Source organism: Pseudomonas gregormendelii, assembly GCF_017114825.1.
Classification (GTDB): Bacteria; Pseudomonadota; Gammaproteobacteria; order Pseudomonadales; family Pseudomonadaceae; genus Aquipseudomonas; species Aquipseudomonas gregormendelii.
The window spans coordinates 1-13,946 of the sequence record NZ_JADEVO010000067.1 but is presented as its reverse complement, the minus strand read 5'-3'; the positions used below and the strand labels follow the sequence as shown (position 1 = coordinate 13,946).

Sequence of the window (13,946 nt, the reverse complement as noted above, 5' to 3'; positions counted from 1 at the left end):
CTTGCGGGTCTGCTTGCGCTTACCGGCGTACTCGGCATCGGCGAAGGTCATTTGCTTCATCATCGAAAAGCTCGGCGATTGGTGTCCGGGGATTTTGCCAAATCAGGAAGTCTTTTTCAGGATTTCCCTAAGGGTATTTCTTATACCGAAATCGATGTGCAGTCAGTTGATCAGAAGGTCGAAATGATTAATCGCAGCGGCCGTCGCACCGTTCCGCAAATTTTCATCGGCGACTGGCATGTGGGTGGATTTGACGACCTCGCTCAACTCGACCGTGAAGGTGGTTTGGCTCAAGCGCTCAACCCGCGTCTCGCGGGATGAGCGATAGAGAAGGCGCACATGTCACAGATCCAAAACCAGGGGGGCGTCGCCCTCCTTGCTTTGCGCTGGTACTGCGCAGCAAATCAAGACCTCTCCATGCGCCGGCATTTCAGCGGGCAAGTTCAAATAGTGCACTTCGCCACTGATCAATTTTGTGCGACAAGTCCCACACGACCCGCCGCGGCAACTAAAGTCCGGATTCAGACCACGACTTTCAGCCAACTCCAACAAGCTGCCGTTGCCTGGCTCCCAACGTGCCTCTTTCGCAGACGTCGCGAACAGCACTTTAACCGGGCCACTAGCTGCCGGAACTTGTTCCACCGCCGGGGTCAACTGATCGCGTAACCGAACAAGAGTCGATGGCCCAAATGTTTCAGCGTGAATGCGATCATCGCCGATGCGCAGTTCACGTAGCCCATCGTATAGAGCTTGGGTGAACGCGCCGGGGCCGCACAGGTAAAAGTCATAATCATCCAGCGGCAACAGCGCCTTGAGTAATGCGACATCCACGCGTCCAGCCAATTCGAAGTCTTCACCCTCACGAGCATGCTGCTCCGGCTGACTTAGAAGTCGCAATGCGCGAATCTTGTCTTTCGCACGTGTCGCCAGCTCAAACAGCTCGTCGCGAAATGCCAGCTCCGCCAGACTACGCGCACTCTGAATAAACCAGGTTGGCCGAGTACGACGAATTCGCTCTCCTTCGTAGATGACTTCGCGCAGCATCGACAGCAGCGGCGTGACCCCAACGCCAGCCGCCAATAGAACCAACGGCCGATGCTCATCGGCCTGCACTGTAAATCGTCCCTGAGGGGCACGGGCTTCGATGAGATTCCCGACCCGAATCTTGCTGTGCAAGTGCGACGAAATCAAACCATCGCGCTTGACGCTGATCCGGAAAAAGTTGTCAGAAGGTGCGCTCGACACACTGTAAGTTCTGACCAAGGGAGGCTGCCCTTCAACCAGGCTGAACCGTACCGGTAAATGCTGGCCCGCCTCGAAACGCGGCAACCCCGCGCCATCGTCAGGTTCCAGATAAAAAGAGCTGATGGTGCTGCTCTCTTCGACTATCCGGGTGACGCGCAGATGCCGCCATTGGTCGCGCAGCGCATCGGCCTGTAAGCGGCCTTCAGCTTTTTCCCAACTGCCGGTCATCATACTGTTCGGTGAGAAACCTTCGAATACCCAGCGCAGCGCCAATACGGCTCGCCTTAGGACGACATGCTCCACCGTCAAGGTCCAGAATCTCTCGGCCCCCTGGAATGCAGCGATCTGCGGCCCCTCAAGAATAAGCTCGGTGCGCCCCGCCACTTGGAGCACATCACCTGACGAGAAATCGACAAAAACCAAACCGGCTTTAGGGTTGAGCAACAGGTTGCCCAATGTATTGAAATGCAGATTGCCGGCGAAATCGGGAATCGTCAGCACGTTGCCTTCGACCCTGACAAAACCTGGATTACCTCCGCGATGGGAAACGTCAACCGAGCGCTTTTCTGAGTCTCCTTCGAGGTCGACGTAGCTGGCGAGGAAGAACGTGTCGGCCTGACGAATCATCTCTGTAGCCGCCTCGTCCAATTCGTGCAGGCGTTTTGCTGCAACATCGGATGAGGAGCGCCCAACGCTGACGGGCTCGACACTTCGCAATTGGATGTACTGAGGACAGTTGCCAAAAGCGTGCACGACAGAAACGGCAACACCGTCAGAGGAGACGGTGTTGATATTGCCGTTCATACGATTGCGCCTTCGGGTCTTCAAATCGATGCCGAGTAGGCCGACTGCGGCGCCCATTCCCAAGGCTGGTTTGACTGGGTCGCCGTCCGCGGGGAGGCGGTCAAGCTGCAAGCTACGTGGGTCCGGGGAGTGAACAAACCCTGGAGGGCCCTCGATCAACGTCGCCCAAGGGATGCCGCTTTGGTCGACCGCACCCACCACCAGATAAGGCAGTTGGCTGTAAAACGAACGATGCTGATCCGGCATGTAGTCGCGAACAACCTTTCGCCCAAAGTGCTCCATCTGCTGCGCCACGCCGACACTTTCTTGCAACCGCCGCTCACCAGCATGCCAGGGTGAAGACCCTTGCTCAGCTGTTTTATTCATGATCACCTCTACGTATCGTAAACAGGTGCAATTCTCTCGCAGCATAGCGTCCATTTATGGCTTCACTGGCGAGGTCTTCACTAAGCACCCACCGATACCATCAATGCAGCGTCTTGCAGCCCGGAGCACTACACATATCTGCGAGACACAACGGGGTCCCGCACGCCTTTCCACCATTTACTTCAGTCGCCCCGGCGGTCCTTACGACAACTTGTAGAGCTTTTTCCTGTCTTCATCGGTTTGTCCTGATGGGCGAATTTCCTCTCCTTTAGCGTAAGCCCGGATCACCGCTGGCCGCGCAGTGATTTTCGCTAGCCAGGCGGCAATGTGCGGATAGGTTTCCAATTTCATTCCTTGCTTCTCGTGTTGCAGCAACCACGGGTAAATCGCCATGTCGGCGATGGAATATTCACCTGCAATGAACGGGTAATGGCTCAACTGCTGCTCCATCACTCTATAAAGTCGCTCGGTCTCTTTACTGAATCGCTCTACGGCGAGCGGCACATGCTCGGAGGCGTAGTTTAAAAAGAACACCGCTTGCCCCAGTATCGGGCCGAGACTGGCAGCCTGCCAGAATAACCACTGTAGAACCGACGCTGCCCCCTTCGAGTCTTTCGGAAAAAACTGACCACAACGTTGAGCCAGGTACAGCAAAATCGCACCAGATTCAAAAACTGATACGCCAACTTCGTTATCTACAATCGCTGGTATGCGTTGGTTTGGTGAGAGACGTGTGTATTCGGGAGAAAACTGTTCGCCCTTGCTGATGTTGACCGGGTGGGCTGTATAGGGACGGCCAGATTCTTCCAGAAAAATCGCGACCTTTTGCCCGTTCGGCGTCGGCCAGTAGTAATAGTCCAGTGCATCGGTTGGCTTTGACATCGGATTAACCTCTGAACACATCGGCGAAAAAATCAGGAGAGATATTCATCTGCGCTTACCACTGTGGCGTATCCGAATTGCAAGGCGGCCATGAACGCTGCGTGCACGAGAGCTGAGGGAACTTTTACCTCATTGAATTCCAGATCATGAGTCGCGCATGCGTCGTGGATGACCGTTGTGTCATACCCAAAATCGTCAGATGAACGAGTAACTGCATCGATGCACATGTGGCTCATATTCCCGACAACAACGACTTTTTTAATGCCCTGTTTCTCCAGCACCTCGCGCAGCTGCGTCTCGCGATATGGGTTCATAAATTGTTTGACGATTACCAATTCGTCGCCTTGATTGCGCGCCTTCTTATGCAGTTGCGCACCAACGGAGCCAGGCACAAAAAAAGGAGCATCAGCAGCAGGAGTTTCGTGCCGAATGTGAATTACTGTGTCGCCTCGAATACGGGCCGCTGTGATTACGCGCGCTGCATTATCTGCCGCCACGTCAACGGCATTGAGTTCCCATTTTCCACCGGAGAAATAGTCGTTCTGAATATCAACGACGATGAGTGCTGTGTCAGTCATACGATTACCTCAAGAAAGTCGATAACTAATATTTAGTAAGGCCTACGGCACCTGCGGCGTGTCGTACCAATCGCGAGCAGGTGTGGCGAAGCGCATTTTTTGGCGGATATATGTCGCGTTTTCTAGACTGGTTAGTTTTTCCAACAGCAAGAACGCGACTTCGGTAGCGGTGCCCGGACCGCTAGAAGTAATGATGTTGTCGTGAATTACGACAGGGCGATCTACGAAGAGAGCACCGGATTCCACCAACTGGTTTTTTCGCTTTCCGCCTTCTTGGTGATAGGTCGTGGCGTTCTTACCTCGTAGCACGCCCGCAACGCCCAAGCACACCGATGCCACACAAACACTGGCTACAGGTTTGCCGGCATCAACAAATTGGCGAATGGTTCCAAGGAAAGGCTCACTAAGAGCTTCTTCATAGAATCCTGACGGCTCGAAACCACCCGGCACTGCCAGAGCATCAAAGCTACTGACGTCTAAATCGCTAAGCAGGAAATTGGGATTAAGCGTGATCCCAAACGTGGTAATAATTTTTCTACGAAGGCCTGCATTCACCAACTCTAAAGGAAAATCACCGAGCAAATCAGCCCAGCCGAGCACGTCCGTGAAAGCCGCCATCTCCATTGGTTCGACACCATTGGCTAACAGCATGAGTACTCGTTTCATTAGGCAGCTCCGCGATCCGGCGTTAATAAAGTGCTTGAAACGCATGCTCCGCTTTAATCGCTTTGGTGAGAACGAACACAAAACGCAATCCAATGTTTCGCCTACTGAAATGCTGGAGATCTTGTATCTGTTTGTAGCAAAAGTGGGATTAGACACGTTTCCATGCGAAGCACTAGCTACCTCGACACATACAGGACACAGCCAGCGGCTTAACTATTCCTGTCGGTCACAGCCCATCTCTCGCCTACAGAGGAACATTAAATGAAAAAGATTTTTACAGGCCTGGCCCTCGCAGCTGCGATGGTTAGTGCCACCGCCGCACTGGCAGCGCCGGTCAAAACGACTGTGGTACTCGTACACGGCGCTTTCGCCGATTCGAGCAGTTGGAATGGCGTCATCAAAATTCTCGAAAAAGATGGCTATCCAGTGATCGCAGCCTCAAACCCGCTGCGCTCACTTAAGGATGACGCGCAGTCGGTCGCCGACGTGCTCGCCAGCATCAAAACGCCGGTCGTGCTGGTTGGGCATTCCTATGGGGGCCCGGTCATCAGCGAAGCGGCTTACGGTAATGCCAATGTCAAAGCGCTGGTGTACGTCGCCGCCATTGCACCTGAAGCAGGTGAATCCACCGCGGAGTTATCTGGACGTTTCCCTGGTGGCACGCTTGGCCCTACCCTCGCTCCTCCAGTAGCCTTGGCTGACGGCGGCAAGGATCTGTATATCCAACAAGACAAATTCCACGACCAGTTCGCAGCCGACGTTTCCAATGCAGACGCCAAATTGATGGCTGCGACTCAACGTCCCGTTACAGTTGCGGCACTCAATGAAGCATCCACAGAACCGGCTTGGAAAACGATTCCTTCCTGGTTTGTCTATGGCGACGCTGACAAGAACATCCCAGCCCAAGCACAGGCCTTTATGGCTGAGCGAGCACACTCCAAGCAAACCGTCGTAGTCAAAGGCGCGTCGCACGTTGTAATGGTGTCCAACCCGAAAGTCGTTGCCAGCCTGATCGAAAAGGCAGCGAACGCCAAATGAAGCTAGGCGGCGACCTCAGTCCGGGATCGTCTAACGCTCAATGAGCATCCGGCAACATTGCCGGATGTTCGCGCAGGCCCTCGACAATGTGGTCGACAAAACTACGCACTCTCATCGAGGCTCTACGCCCTTCCCGATAAACGACATGCACCGGAAGTGCTGGCAATTCGAAGGGTTGGAGTACTCTGCGTAATTGACCGCAGTTCAAATAATCGTAAGCGGGATAACTCAGGCAGCGCGTAAGCCCCGCGCCGTTCGCCGCTGCATCAAGAGCTGCCTGCGCAGTGGTGCAACTCAGGCGAGATCGGGCCTTCATGGTGCTCTGAACACCTTGTTTGGAAAAATCCCAACTGATTTTCTCTTTATAGGCTTGTATGCCAATCAATCGATGACTTTTGAGGTCTTCCGGCTCGGTAGGCACACCGTGTGAATCGAGATATGCGGGACTGCCACAAACGATCGTACGAACGTTGCCAACAGGCCGCGCGATCAGCGATGAACTCGGCAAATATCCAACCAGCACTGCCACGTCAAGACCTTCCTCGTTCATGTTCGGAAAACGGTCATGGTAATGAGCGAATACTTTCACTTCGGGATAGACCTCCATGTAATTCGCTAACAAAGGCGTCATCACATAGCGGCTGAACAGAAGTGGAAGCAAAACGGTCAGATTACCCTGGGCCTGAACATGAAAGCCTTTCGCGGACGCTTCTGCATCCTCGATTTCTTTGAGTATGCGGGAGCAATCGGCCATGAACGCCGCACCGGCATCTGTCAACGACACTCCACGAGTACTTCTTTGCAGTAACGGCACTCCTAGTCGCGCCTCTAACCTGGCAACTGCGCGAACTACCGTCGGGCCTGATACATTCAGGCGGCGCGCAGCCGCCGCCAGGCTTGGGCGCTCCGATAGCGCTTCGAACATGAGCATTTCATGAAAGCGGTCCATCAAATCGTACTTTTCATAGTGGGTCTAAGCGCGGTATTAGATCCCAAACGTTCTGTGAGGAAATCTACAAACGTACGTACTTTCGCTGGTACGCGATTGCTTTTAAGGTAAACGACCTGGATGGGCAATGCGGGTGGCTCAAAATCCTGGAGTACCACTTCCAGTTCACCAGCGGCAACTTGACTAGCCACCTGGTAAGACAGCACGCGTGTCACACCCCAGCCCAGACAAGCAATATTGATGGCGGCTTGATTTGCGGTAACGACTAGCCGCGGATCGAAACGGAAGCTCAGTGCATTTCCTTCATTCTCAAATTGCCAATCGCTCAACAAATGGCTCGCGGAAGACATAACGATTTTGGCAGAACCTAGTTCTCCAGGATGGCGGGGCCTGCCGAATTCCTCGAAGTACTTGGGGGCGCCACAAATTACCTGGCGCACCTCGCCAACTTTGATGCCGTGCTGATTATTCTCGTGCAAATGGCCAATACGGATCGCCACATCGATACCTTCATCAACCATGCTTGTCACGCGGTCGACCAGTAATGCGTTGAGATGTACGGAAGGAAATTGATCCAAGTACTCAGCCAGCAAAGGTGCAATGTACAACTCACCGAAAAGCACGGGAGCCGTCACCGTCAGGTGCCCACATGGAATCGAGTAGCTGCCAGCAGCAGCTTCCTCGGCTTCATTGACCTCACCGAGTATTCGGCGGCAATCATCCAGGTACCGTTGCCCTGCCTCAGTCAAGTGCAAGCTACGAGTTGTGCGTGAGAGCAACTGAGTGCCGATGCGTTCCTCCATAGCGGCAATGGCACGGGTAACGCTGGGAGGGGAAATATTCAAACGACGGGCGGCGGCCGCAAAACCTTCTTCTTCGGCCACCGTCATGAATATCTGCATTTCCTGAAAGCGATCCATAGGCGACTCTGCCGTGTTGTAGGAACAGCCAGATCTGATCACGAGAGCGAGCAGACATAAATGCAAAAAAAGTGTCGCCTAGACCGAGTAGTGCAAACCCTATCCAGATGACTGGTGTAAAAGGCAAAAATTCGAAGAGATCATCGTTGAATCAGCGAAGCCTACCCGGAATTTTTCCCGGGTAGCTTCGACGGTTGGATCAAGCTTGCTGCAAGCCCTTGGCAGTACGCTGCATACCTACGAAATTTGGCAATGCCTCAATACTGCTCAACCAGGCACGAACGTTTGGATAGTCGGTCAGTGCAACATTACCTTCTGGGGCGTGGGAGACGTAGGTGTAGGCTGCAACATCTGCAACGGTCGGTTTGTCGCCAGCCAGAAATTTACTTTTACCCAGCTCTTGCTCCATCACCGTCAGCAGGGTGTGGGACTTGCTGATCGCATCCTCCGCATTGTAACCGGCACCGAACACAGTGATCAGTCGAGCGGTAGCGGGGCCTGAGTTGATCTGCCCGGCGGCAACTGACAACCAGCGTTGTACTTTTGCTTGTGCTACGGGATCACTGGGCAGCCACTCACCGTTGCCGTATTTAGCTGCGAGATAGACCAGAATGGCGTTCGAGTCAGCTAGAACGGTGCCGTTATCATCGATCACCGGTACTTGGCCGAAGCTGTTGAGCGCCAGGAATTCGGGCATTTTGTGCGCGCCCTTCATCAGATCCACAAATATCAACTCTGTTGGCTGGCCGAGCAATGAGAGCATCAATTCGACACGATGAGCGTGGCCAGACAATGGGTGACGATAAAGCTTAATTGGTTGTGGGGACATGACGTACTCCGGTTGTTTTTGGATTCGACCCGGTGATCGTGTCGATGGAGTCATCTTGCTCTTCCCTCCCAAACAGCGGAATTACCATTAATTGCAATCCAGCATTTCACTGGGCGTAATGGTCAGTGCTTTATTCTCAGTCCACTGCCGCGGATCCAAGCATCAAGTTCATGAACGCGACCGACGCTGCACTGTGGTAGTTATTTTTTCGTCTTAGAATCGACACTCCACGTTGAGGCGCCTTGTCGACCAAGGCCAGCTTGTGCAGAGCGCGATCCTGCGTGGCTATGGGTTCAGGAAGAATGGTAGCGACAGCGGTGTTTCGGATGACTTCAAGCAACGTGTTTACGGAGTTGACCTGAATCGTCACCTTGGGCGTGATTTTCACCCTGGTGAAGTACTCATCGATACAAATGCGCGTAGCGAAGTCAGGGGTCAGCAACGCAAAATCAAGTTCAGCTAACTGGTGCGTCGTGAGTGCTTCCTGACAATCATAAAGTGGGTGAGCGCGGCCAACCATCAGACCGAGTGTCTCGACAAACGCCGGGATTGATTCGATATCGGCGTTTCTCACTTGGTCAAATGCAACAGCTATGTCCAGCGAGTCATCGACCAATCCCTTTTCGATATCGCCCATCGATAGCTCGAAAATCTCCAAGCGAATGTTCGGGAATTGAGAGATGTAATCACGAACTAATGGACCCAAGACGTACGCCATGAAGGTTGGGGCCATGGCGAGCCTTAACGTGCCACGGGACAAGTCTTTAACGTCGTGCAATGCCCGCTTACCCGCAGCCAGTTCCACCAGAACGCGACGAGCACATTCGATGTAGGCGAGGCCCGCATCAGTAGGTTTGACTGTCCGAGATGAACGGTCAAAAAGGGTAACGCCTAGCGTATCTTCCAACTGTCGTATCTGCTGGGAAAGAGTCGGCTGAGAAACATGAAGGACTTCTGCGGCTCGGGTAAAGCCACCGTGGTCAGCGACCGCCAACAGATACCGCAAATGTCTTAGGAGCATCGGATCACCGAAAGGTTGGGCTCGTATTGCAGTGTATATCGGACTCTATGCAGCGGCTGGCTGAGCAGGGTGCAAGCTGACAATTCTCAACACAGCCTACCAAAACGGCATAAGGCTTCCGACCACTACCGCCGACGCGAATGTCCCAGCGCTGTGGGTGATTAGTAGCCACACTTTCGCACTATTCTTTCGCCAAGTGAAATACCGCATTGTCATTGTTAGTCATTCCTCTGATTCAGTGGTTTATCGAATATCAGAGACAGCGCAAAACAACACCAATGCGCTGACCAGATATCTCCGCAGCCTAGCTCTGCACCCACTGGAGTACCGGTGATGCCTTTACATAAATCCCTCTCTTTCCTAGTACTGCCATTGCTTTTAGCCTTCGGACATGCCCAAGCGGAAACGCAGAAAATGCAGTACCGCCAAGTGACGGTTGAGGGAGTAAATATTGCCTATCGAGAAATTGGCGACCCCGACGACCCCGCCGTGTTACTGCTCCATGGAGTTCCCAGCTCGTCTCGTATGTACGACGATCTGATGAAGCAATTGGGTAATCATTTCCATCTGATTGCTCCAGACTATCCAGGCTTCGGCAACAGCGACGCGCCCTCACCCGATAAATTTGTCTACACCTTCGATCACATTGCCAAGGTAATGGAGCAGTTCACCGACGCCGTTGGGCTCAAGCGATATACCTTGTTTATGCAAGACTACGGCGCGCCCATCGGTATGCGATTAGCGATAACACGACCGGAAGCCGTGACTTCAATGGTGTTCCAGAATGGCAACGTCTATGCCGAAGGCTTGGGCAAAATGTGGGACAGCCGCAAAGCTTACTGGGCCGATCGCGATGCCTATGAGGCCAAGTTCCAGGCTGCTCATTTATCCCTAGATGTAACTCGACAGCGGCATGTTGGAAACGATCCGGACGTTACAGCGTACAACCCGGATTTATGGCAGGACGAAGTGGCATTTCTCAACCGTCCCGGTGAGGGCGCGATTCAAATGGCGCTGATCTACGACTATCGCACTAATCTCGATGCCTACCCGGCGTGGCAGAAATGGCTGCGTGAACATCAGCTGCCCACATTGGTTATTTGGGGCAAGCATGATTTGGCCTTTACAGTTGAAGGCGCTGAAGCTTTTCGCAGGGACTTGCCCAATGCAGAGATCGCGATTCTCGACGGGGGGCATTTCGTTATGGACACTCGGCTGGAAGACGTAGTGAACCTCTCTCGAAAATTCCTAAGCAAGCAAAAATAAAAAAACGCACTCTGACCTGGTCAGAGTGCGCTTTAAATTCCTGCCCAACCTTATCGCTTAACAGTTAAATCGTTCTGTGTCATGCGGCTGCGGATCGTAAATACTCCATCTCCTGAAAGGATGGCGCTACGAGCGAAAAGGCGCCCGTTCTCCCAGTTTGAAAGACCTAGCTCCGGCTTATTGAGCGCGTACTGACCGTCGACCCAGCGGGTAACGCCATTGCCTACAAACGGCGCGTTAACTGCATTGAAAAATCGCTCTTGCGTTTGATCATCTTCACTAATCAGCGACACTGTAAATTGCGGACTGAATTTATTGAAAAGCTCCACCGCTGCGTCAATATCGTCGATGATTTTCAGGCTGACCTCTGGAGTCTCCTCCCACTCCCACTCCTGGCCTAATCGATCTTCCGGCAGCAACTCCACCTGCGCCTCATCTTGGTAGCCTTCGGCGCGGTACACCGAGACGGTAGCGGCTTGCCAATCTAGAGGCACAATAGCCTCACTTCCTGCAACGATGTGCAATTTGCAACTTTGGCCACGGGCAGCACCAGCCTGCCTTAGAGCCGCTAGAAAAAGCGGCACCAGTTCGGCTGCGCGCTCACGGTGGATCAGACAGACATTCAAGGTGTTACAAACCTTGCGATCCAGGGAGTTGCGAACCACTGCGGCAAAACGCTTGGCGTCAGCATGTCGATCGGCAACGAGCCAAGCTCCACCGGTACCGTGCAGGCTAACGGCTGTGCCCGCTTGTTGGGCGATGCTGCCTAACTGACTGACTGCATGACCCGAACCTCGGGCTACGGCGAGAGACAAACGCCGGTCGGCGAACATAGCCCAACCGGCAGCGTGATTAACGCTATCAACCAGCGACACTGCACCGTCGGGTAAGCCCGAATCTTTTAAAGCAGGGTTCAGGGCATGAGTAACAATTGCTCTCGCGGTACCTAACGCGTCGCTACCAATACGCAGCACGGCTGTGTTGCCTGTACGCAGCACGCCCGCGGCGTCAGCGAAGACATTGGGGCGCCCTTCGAAGACGAATGCGACGATACCAAGAGGGGACACCACTTGCTCTACCTTCCAGCCGTCATGCTCAACACAACTGATTACTTTTCCGCGAGAAGTAGGCGCATCCCGCCAGGCGCGCAGCCCTGCGATCATATCCAAACGCATGCGCTCGTCTGCGAGCAAACGTGTAGTAGAGCGACCACGAGCCTTTGCGCGATCAATGTCAGCAAGGTTTGCTGCCTCGATCAATGACCAGCATTTGGGGTCTTCAAGGCGTTGCGCGAAAAGATCGAAGAACGTCGTTATCGCTTGATCCGACGCACCTGCAATCTCTGTGAAAGCCATCTGCGCACGCTCGATCGCAGTAGTAGCTGCTTGCCGATCCGCCACGGGGATCAGCAATAGCTCGCCACTGACTTGCTCTACCAGCAAATGGTCCCCCGGCTGGAAACGCGCAGCCAATTCGGGGCTGACGACAGTCACACGACTACCAGCGAAAGGGATCTGTGTACCAGCGACTAGATGTTCGAGCGCGAGAGACATGGAACAGGTTTACCATCAAGAGGCGGCCGCAAAATGTATATGAATCGCCGTCTTCCGTCACCTGCTACTCACCGCCGTACGGAGGGTAACGAACTCTTCTGCGGAGGTTGGATGAACCCCGATGGTGTCATCAAAAAGTCGTTTGGTCGCACCCGCCTTCAAAGCAATCGCTAAGCCTTGAATGATATCCCCTGCGTCCGGTCCAACCATGTGGCATCCCAAAACTCGATCAGATTCTGCATCCACGACGAGCTTCATGAGAGTCTGTTCTGACGACTCGGTTAGAGTCAATTTCATGGGGCGGAACCTGCTCTCGAACACCATTACTTTGTGGCCCTGCTCAATGGCTTGCTGTTCAGTAAGCCCCACTGTGCCTATGTTCGGCTGACTGAACACAGCGGTCGGAATGTGCCGATAATCGACTGGGCGATACTGCTCAGGTTTGAACAACCGACGGGCAACTGCCATGCCCTCTGCTGTCGCAACGGGTGTTAACTGGACACCGCCGATCACATCGCCCAGAGCCAAAATGGAGGGCTCGCGAGTTTCAAAGTGCTCATTCACGTCAATGTAGCCAGCCTCGTTGAGTTCGACTCGCGTGTTTTCCAACCCAAGATTATCGAGCATTGGTCTACGGCCAGTCGCGTAGAAGATACTGTCAGTTTCCAGTTGTGTCCCATCCTGGAGCGTCGCAAGTAAGCTTCCATCGGCCTGCTTATCAATTCTGGTGATGTCAGTGTTGAAATCCAAACGCAAACCGCGCTTAGCCAACTCCTCTGCCAAATGAATACGAACTGACTGATCGAATCCTCGCAAAAATAGATCGCCTCGATACAGCAACCGAGTATCGGCTCCTAGCCCGTTAAAAATGCCAGCGAATTCCACGGCAATGTAACCACCGCCAACTACCAGGATGCGCTTAGGCAGCTCCTTCAGGAAGAACGCTTCATTCGAAGTGATCGCATACTCATGTCCCGGAATCTCCGGGATCTGCGGCCATCCGCCAGTCGCAATCAAAATCCGCTCAGCGCTGAAACGCTGGTCGTTTATATCGACATGGTTCGCATCAGCTATTCGGGCATGGCCTTCGAGCAACGTGACGCCGCTGTTGATCAAAAGCTTACGATAGACGCCATTGAGACGATTGATCTCACGGTCCTTGTTCGCAATAAGCGATGGCCAATCGAAATTCGCCTTCCCCGCTGTCCAGCCGAAGCTTTCTGCCTGTTCAAAGTCGTCAGCAAAATGGGCACCGTAAACCAACAATTTTTTTGGAACGCAGCCGACATTTACACACGTGCCGCCTAAATACCGACTTTCGGCAACCGCTACTTTTGCACCAAAACCTGCTGCAAACCGCGCAGCACGCACTCCACCCGAGCCGGCACCAATGACAAATAGATCGAAGTCGTAGCTCATTTCAGTTCTCTGTAGGGAATGCACAGCACCCGGCTGCCCAATTTCATTTGAGGAATAACGACCGGAACTTCAGCGAATGCATCAGTGAGGTACGAAGCCTCGAAAACAAACCTTCGCCTGATTGCGGTTGGCACAAATCAGTCATGCCTAATCCTCTGGTCTCACTTGCCAAGCCTCCCATGAATTGGGGAAGCAAGAAGCTGGCTTCGTGCTCACGATGAAGCACCATTGAGGTATCCGGATGGGAGACGCCAGGACAGGGTTGATTAGTGCCGAACATTGGAATCTGTAGTGGTCAACTAATCCCGGACACGACGTTAAGTTTTTCCTCGGCCCGCGCTGGTGCCAACCCCTCGTTGAATTGGTGAGGCCGAATCCAGTTGTAGCGATGCATCAAAAAATGGCTGATA

12 protein-coding genes and 1 pseudogene are annotated in these 13,946 nt (G+C 53.4%); 3 read left to right on the top strand and 10 right to left on the bottom strand.

Annotation, left to right across the window (positions count from 1 at the left end):
• Positions 1–129: 129 nt before the first annotated feature.
• A pseudogene (locus IMW75_RS26100) lies at positions 130–321 on the top strand (glutaredoxin domain-containing protein); the annotation flags it as partial.
• Between the two features lie 21 nt (positions 322–342).
• Here IMW75_RS26100 and IMW75_RS26095 read toward each other — a convergent pair.
• The 4 genes from IMW75_RS26095 to IMW75_RS26080 form a co-directional block, all read right to left on the bottom strand.
• A complete protein-coding gene (locus tag IMW75_RS26095; RefSeq protein ID WP_205894225.1) occupies positions 343–2,415 on the bottom strand; it encodes a 2Fe-2S iron-sulfur cluster-binding protein in 2,073 nt (690 codons plus the stop codon).
• Between the two features lie 201 nt (positions 2,416–2,616).
• Entirely contained in the window at positions 2,617–3,297 is a 681-nt protein-coding gene (locus IMW75_RS26090) for a glutathione S-transferase family protein (protein ID WP_205894224.1), read from the bottom strand.
• 32 nt (positions 3,298–3,329) lie between these two features.
• A complete protein-coding gene (locus IMW75_RS26085; RefSeq protein ID WP_205894223.1) occupies positions 3,330–3,875 on the bottom strand; it encodes a cysteine hydrolase family protein in 546 nt (181 codons plus the stop codon).
• A 42-nt stretch (positions 3,876–3,917) separates the two neighbouring features.
• The gene (locus IMW75_RS26080; protein WP_205894222.1) at positions 3,918–4,541 is read right to left on the bottom strand and encodes a DJ-1/PfpI family protein; all 624 of its coding nucleotides are present in this window, start codon (positions 4,539–4,541) and stop codon (positions 3,918–3,920) included.
• Between the two features lie 261 nt (positions 4,542–4,802).
• On the opposite strand from IMW75_RS26080, the gene IMW75_RS26075 reads away from it, so the two are divergent.
• Positions 4,803–5,579 (top strand): alpha/beta fold hydrolase, encoded by a 777-nt coding sequence (locus tag IMW75_RS26075; RefSeq protein WP_205894221.1) that lies wholly within the window; start codon positions 4,803–4,805, stop codon positions 5,577–5,579.
• A gap of 37 nt (positions 5,580–5,616) precedes the next feature.
• On the opposite strand, the gene IMW75_RS26070 is transcribed toward IMW75_RS26075, so the two are convergent.
• From IMW75_RS26070 to cynR, 4 genes are all read right to left on the bottom strand, one after another.
• Entirely contained in the window at positions 5,617–6,528 is a 912-nt protein-coding gene (locus IMW75_RS26070; protein ID WP_205894220.1) for a LysR family transcriptional regulator, read from the bottom strand.
• Positions 6,528–7,448: a LysR family transcriptional regulator gene (locus tag IMW75_RS26065; RefSeq protein ID WP_205894219.1), complete on the bottom strand. Its 921-nt coding sequence runs from the start codon at positions 7,446–7,448 to the stop codon at positions 6,528–6,530. The genes IMW75_RS26070 and IMW75_RS26065 overlap by 1 nt, the downstream gene beginning before the upstream one ends.
• Positions 7,449–7,647: 199 nt before the next feature.
• Positions 7,648–8,277, bottom strand: coding sequence for a glutathione S-transferase family protein (locus IMW75_RS26060; RefSeq protein ID WP_205894218.1), 630 nt, complete (start codon positions 8,275–8,277; stop codon positions 7,648–7,650).
• A 136-nt stretch (positions 8,278–8,413) separates the two neighbouring features.
• Entirely contained in the window at positions 8,414–9,298 is an 885-nt protein-coding gene (gene cynR / locus IMW75_RS26055) for a transcriptional regulator CynR (protein ID WP_205894217.1), read from the bottom strand.
• Between the two features lie 333 nt (positions 9,299–9,631).
• On the opposite strand from cynR, the gene IMW75_RS26050 reads away from it, so the two are divergent.
• Positions 9,632–10,564, top strand: a complete 933-nt coding sequence (locus tag IMW75_RS26050; RefSeq protein WP_205894216.1) for an alpha/beta fold hydrolase — start codon at positions 9,632–9,634, stop codon at positions 10,562–10,564.
• A gap of 50 nt (positions 10,565–10,614) precedes the next feature.
• On the opposite strand, the gene IMW75_RS26045 is transcribed toward IMW75_RS26050, so the two are convergent.
• A complete protein-coding gene (locus tag IMW75_RS26045) occupies positions 10,615–12,117 on the bottom strand; it encodes an aldehyde dehydrogenase family protein (protein WP_205894215.1) in 1,503 nt (500 codons plus the stop codon).
• A 57-nt stretch (positions 12,118–12,174) separates the two neighbouring features.
• Positions 12,175–13,536: a glutathione-disulfide reductase gene (gorA, locus tag IMW75_RS26040; RefSeq protein ID WP_205894214.1), complete on the bottom strand. Its 1,362-nt coding sequence runs from the start codon at positions 13,534–13,536 to the stop codon at positions 12,175–12,177.
• Between the last annotated feature and the right edge of the window lie 410 nt (positions 13,537–13,946).

What these genes read in the sequence shown, in the direction of transcription:
- IMW75_RS26095 (WP_205894225.1), bottom strand. Translation starts at nt 2,415, where the DNA reads ATGAATAAAACAGCTGAGCAAGGGTCTTCACCCTGGCATGCTGGTGAG.
- IMW75_RS26090 (WP_205894224.1), bottom strand. Translation starts at nt 3,297, where the DNA reads ATGTCAAAGCCAACCGATGCACTGGACTATTACTACTGGCCGACGCCG.
- IMW75_RS26085 (WP_205894223.1), bottom strand. Translation starts at nt 3,875, where the DNA reads ATGACTGACACAGCACTCATCGTCGTTGATATTCAGAACGACTATTTC.
- IMW75_RS26080 (WP_205894222.1), bottom strand. Translation starts at nt 4,541, where the DNA reads ATGAAACGAGTACTCATGCTGTTAGCCAATGGTGTCGAACCAATGGAG.
- IMW75_RS26075 (WP_205894221.1), top strand. Translation starts at nt 4,803, where the DNA reads ATGAAAAAGATTTTTACAGGCCTGGCCCTCGCAGCTGCGATGGTTAGT.
- IMW75_RS26070 (WP_205894220.1), bottom strand. Translation starts at nt 6,528, where the DNA reads ATGGACCGCTTTCATGAAATGCTCATGTTCGAAGCGCTATCGGAGCGC.
- IMW75_RS26065 (WP_205894219.1), bottom strand. Translation starts at nt 7,448, where the DNA reads ATGGATCGCTTTCAGGAAATGCAGATATTCATGACGGTGGCCGAAGAA.
- IMW75_RS26060 (WP_205894218.1), bottom strand. Translation starts at nt 8,277, where the DNA reads ATGTCCCCACAACCAATTAAGCTTTATCGTCACCCATTGTCTGGCCAC.
- cynR (WP_205894217.1), bottom strand. Translation starts at nt 9,298, where the DNA reads ATGCTCCTAAGACATTTGCGGTATCTGTTGGCGGTCGCTGACCACGGT.
- IMW75_RS26050 (WP_205894216.1), top strand. Translation starts at nt 9,632, where the DNA reads ATGCCTTTACATAAATCCCTCTCTTTCCTAGTACTGCCATTGCTTTTA.
- IMW75_RS26045 (WP_205894215.1), bottom strand. Translation starts at nt 12,117, where the DNA reads ATGTCTCTCGCGCTCGAACATCTAGTCGCTGGTACACAGATCCCTTTC.
- gorA (WP_205894214.1), bottom strand. Translation starts at nt 13,536, where the DNA reads ATGAGCTACGACTTCGATCTATTTGTCATTGGTGCCGGCTCGGGTGGA.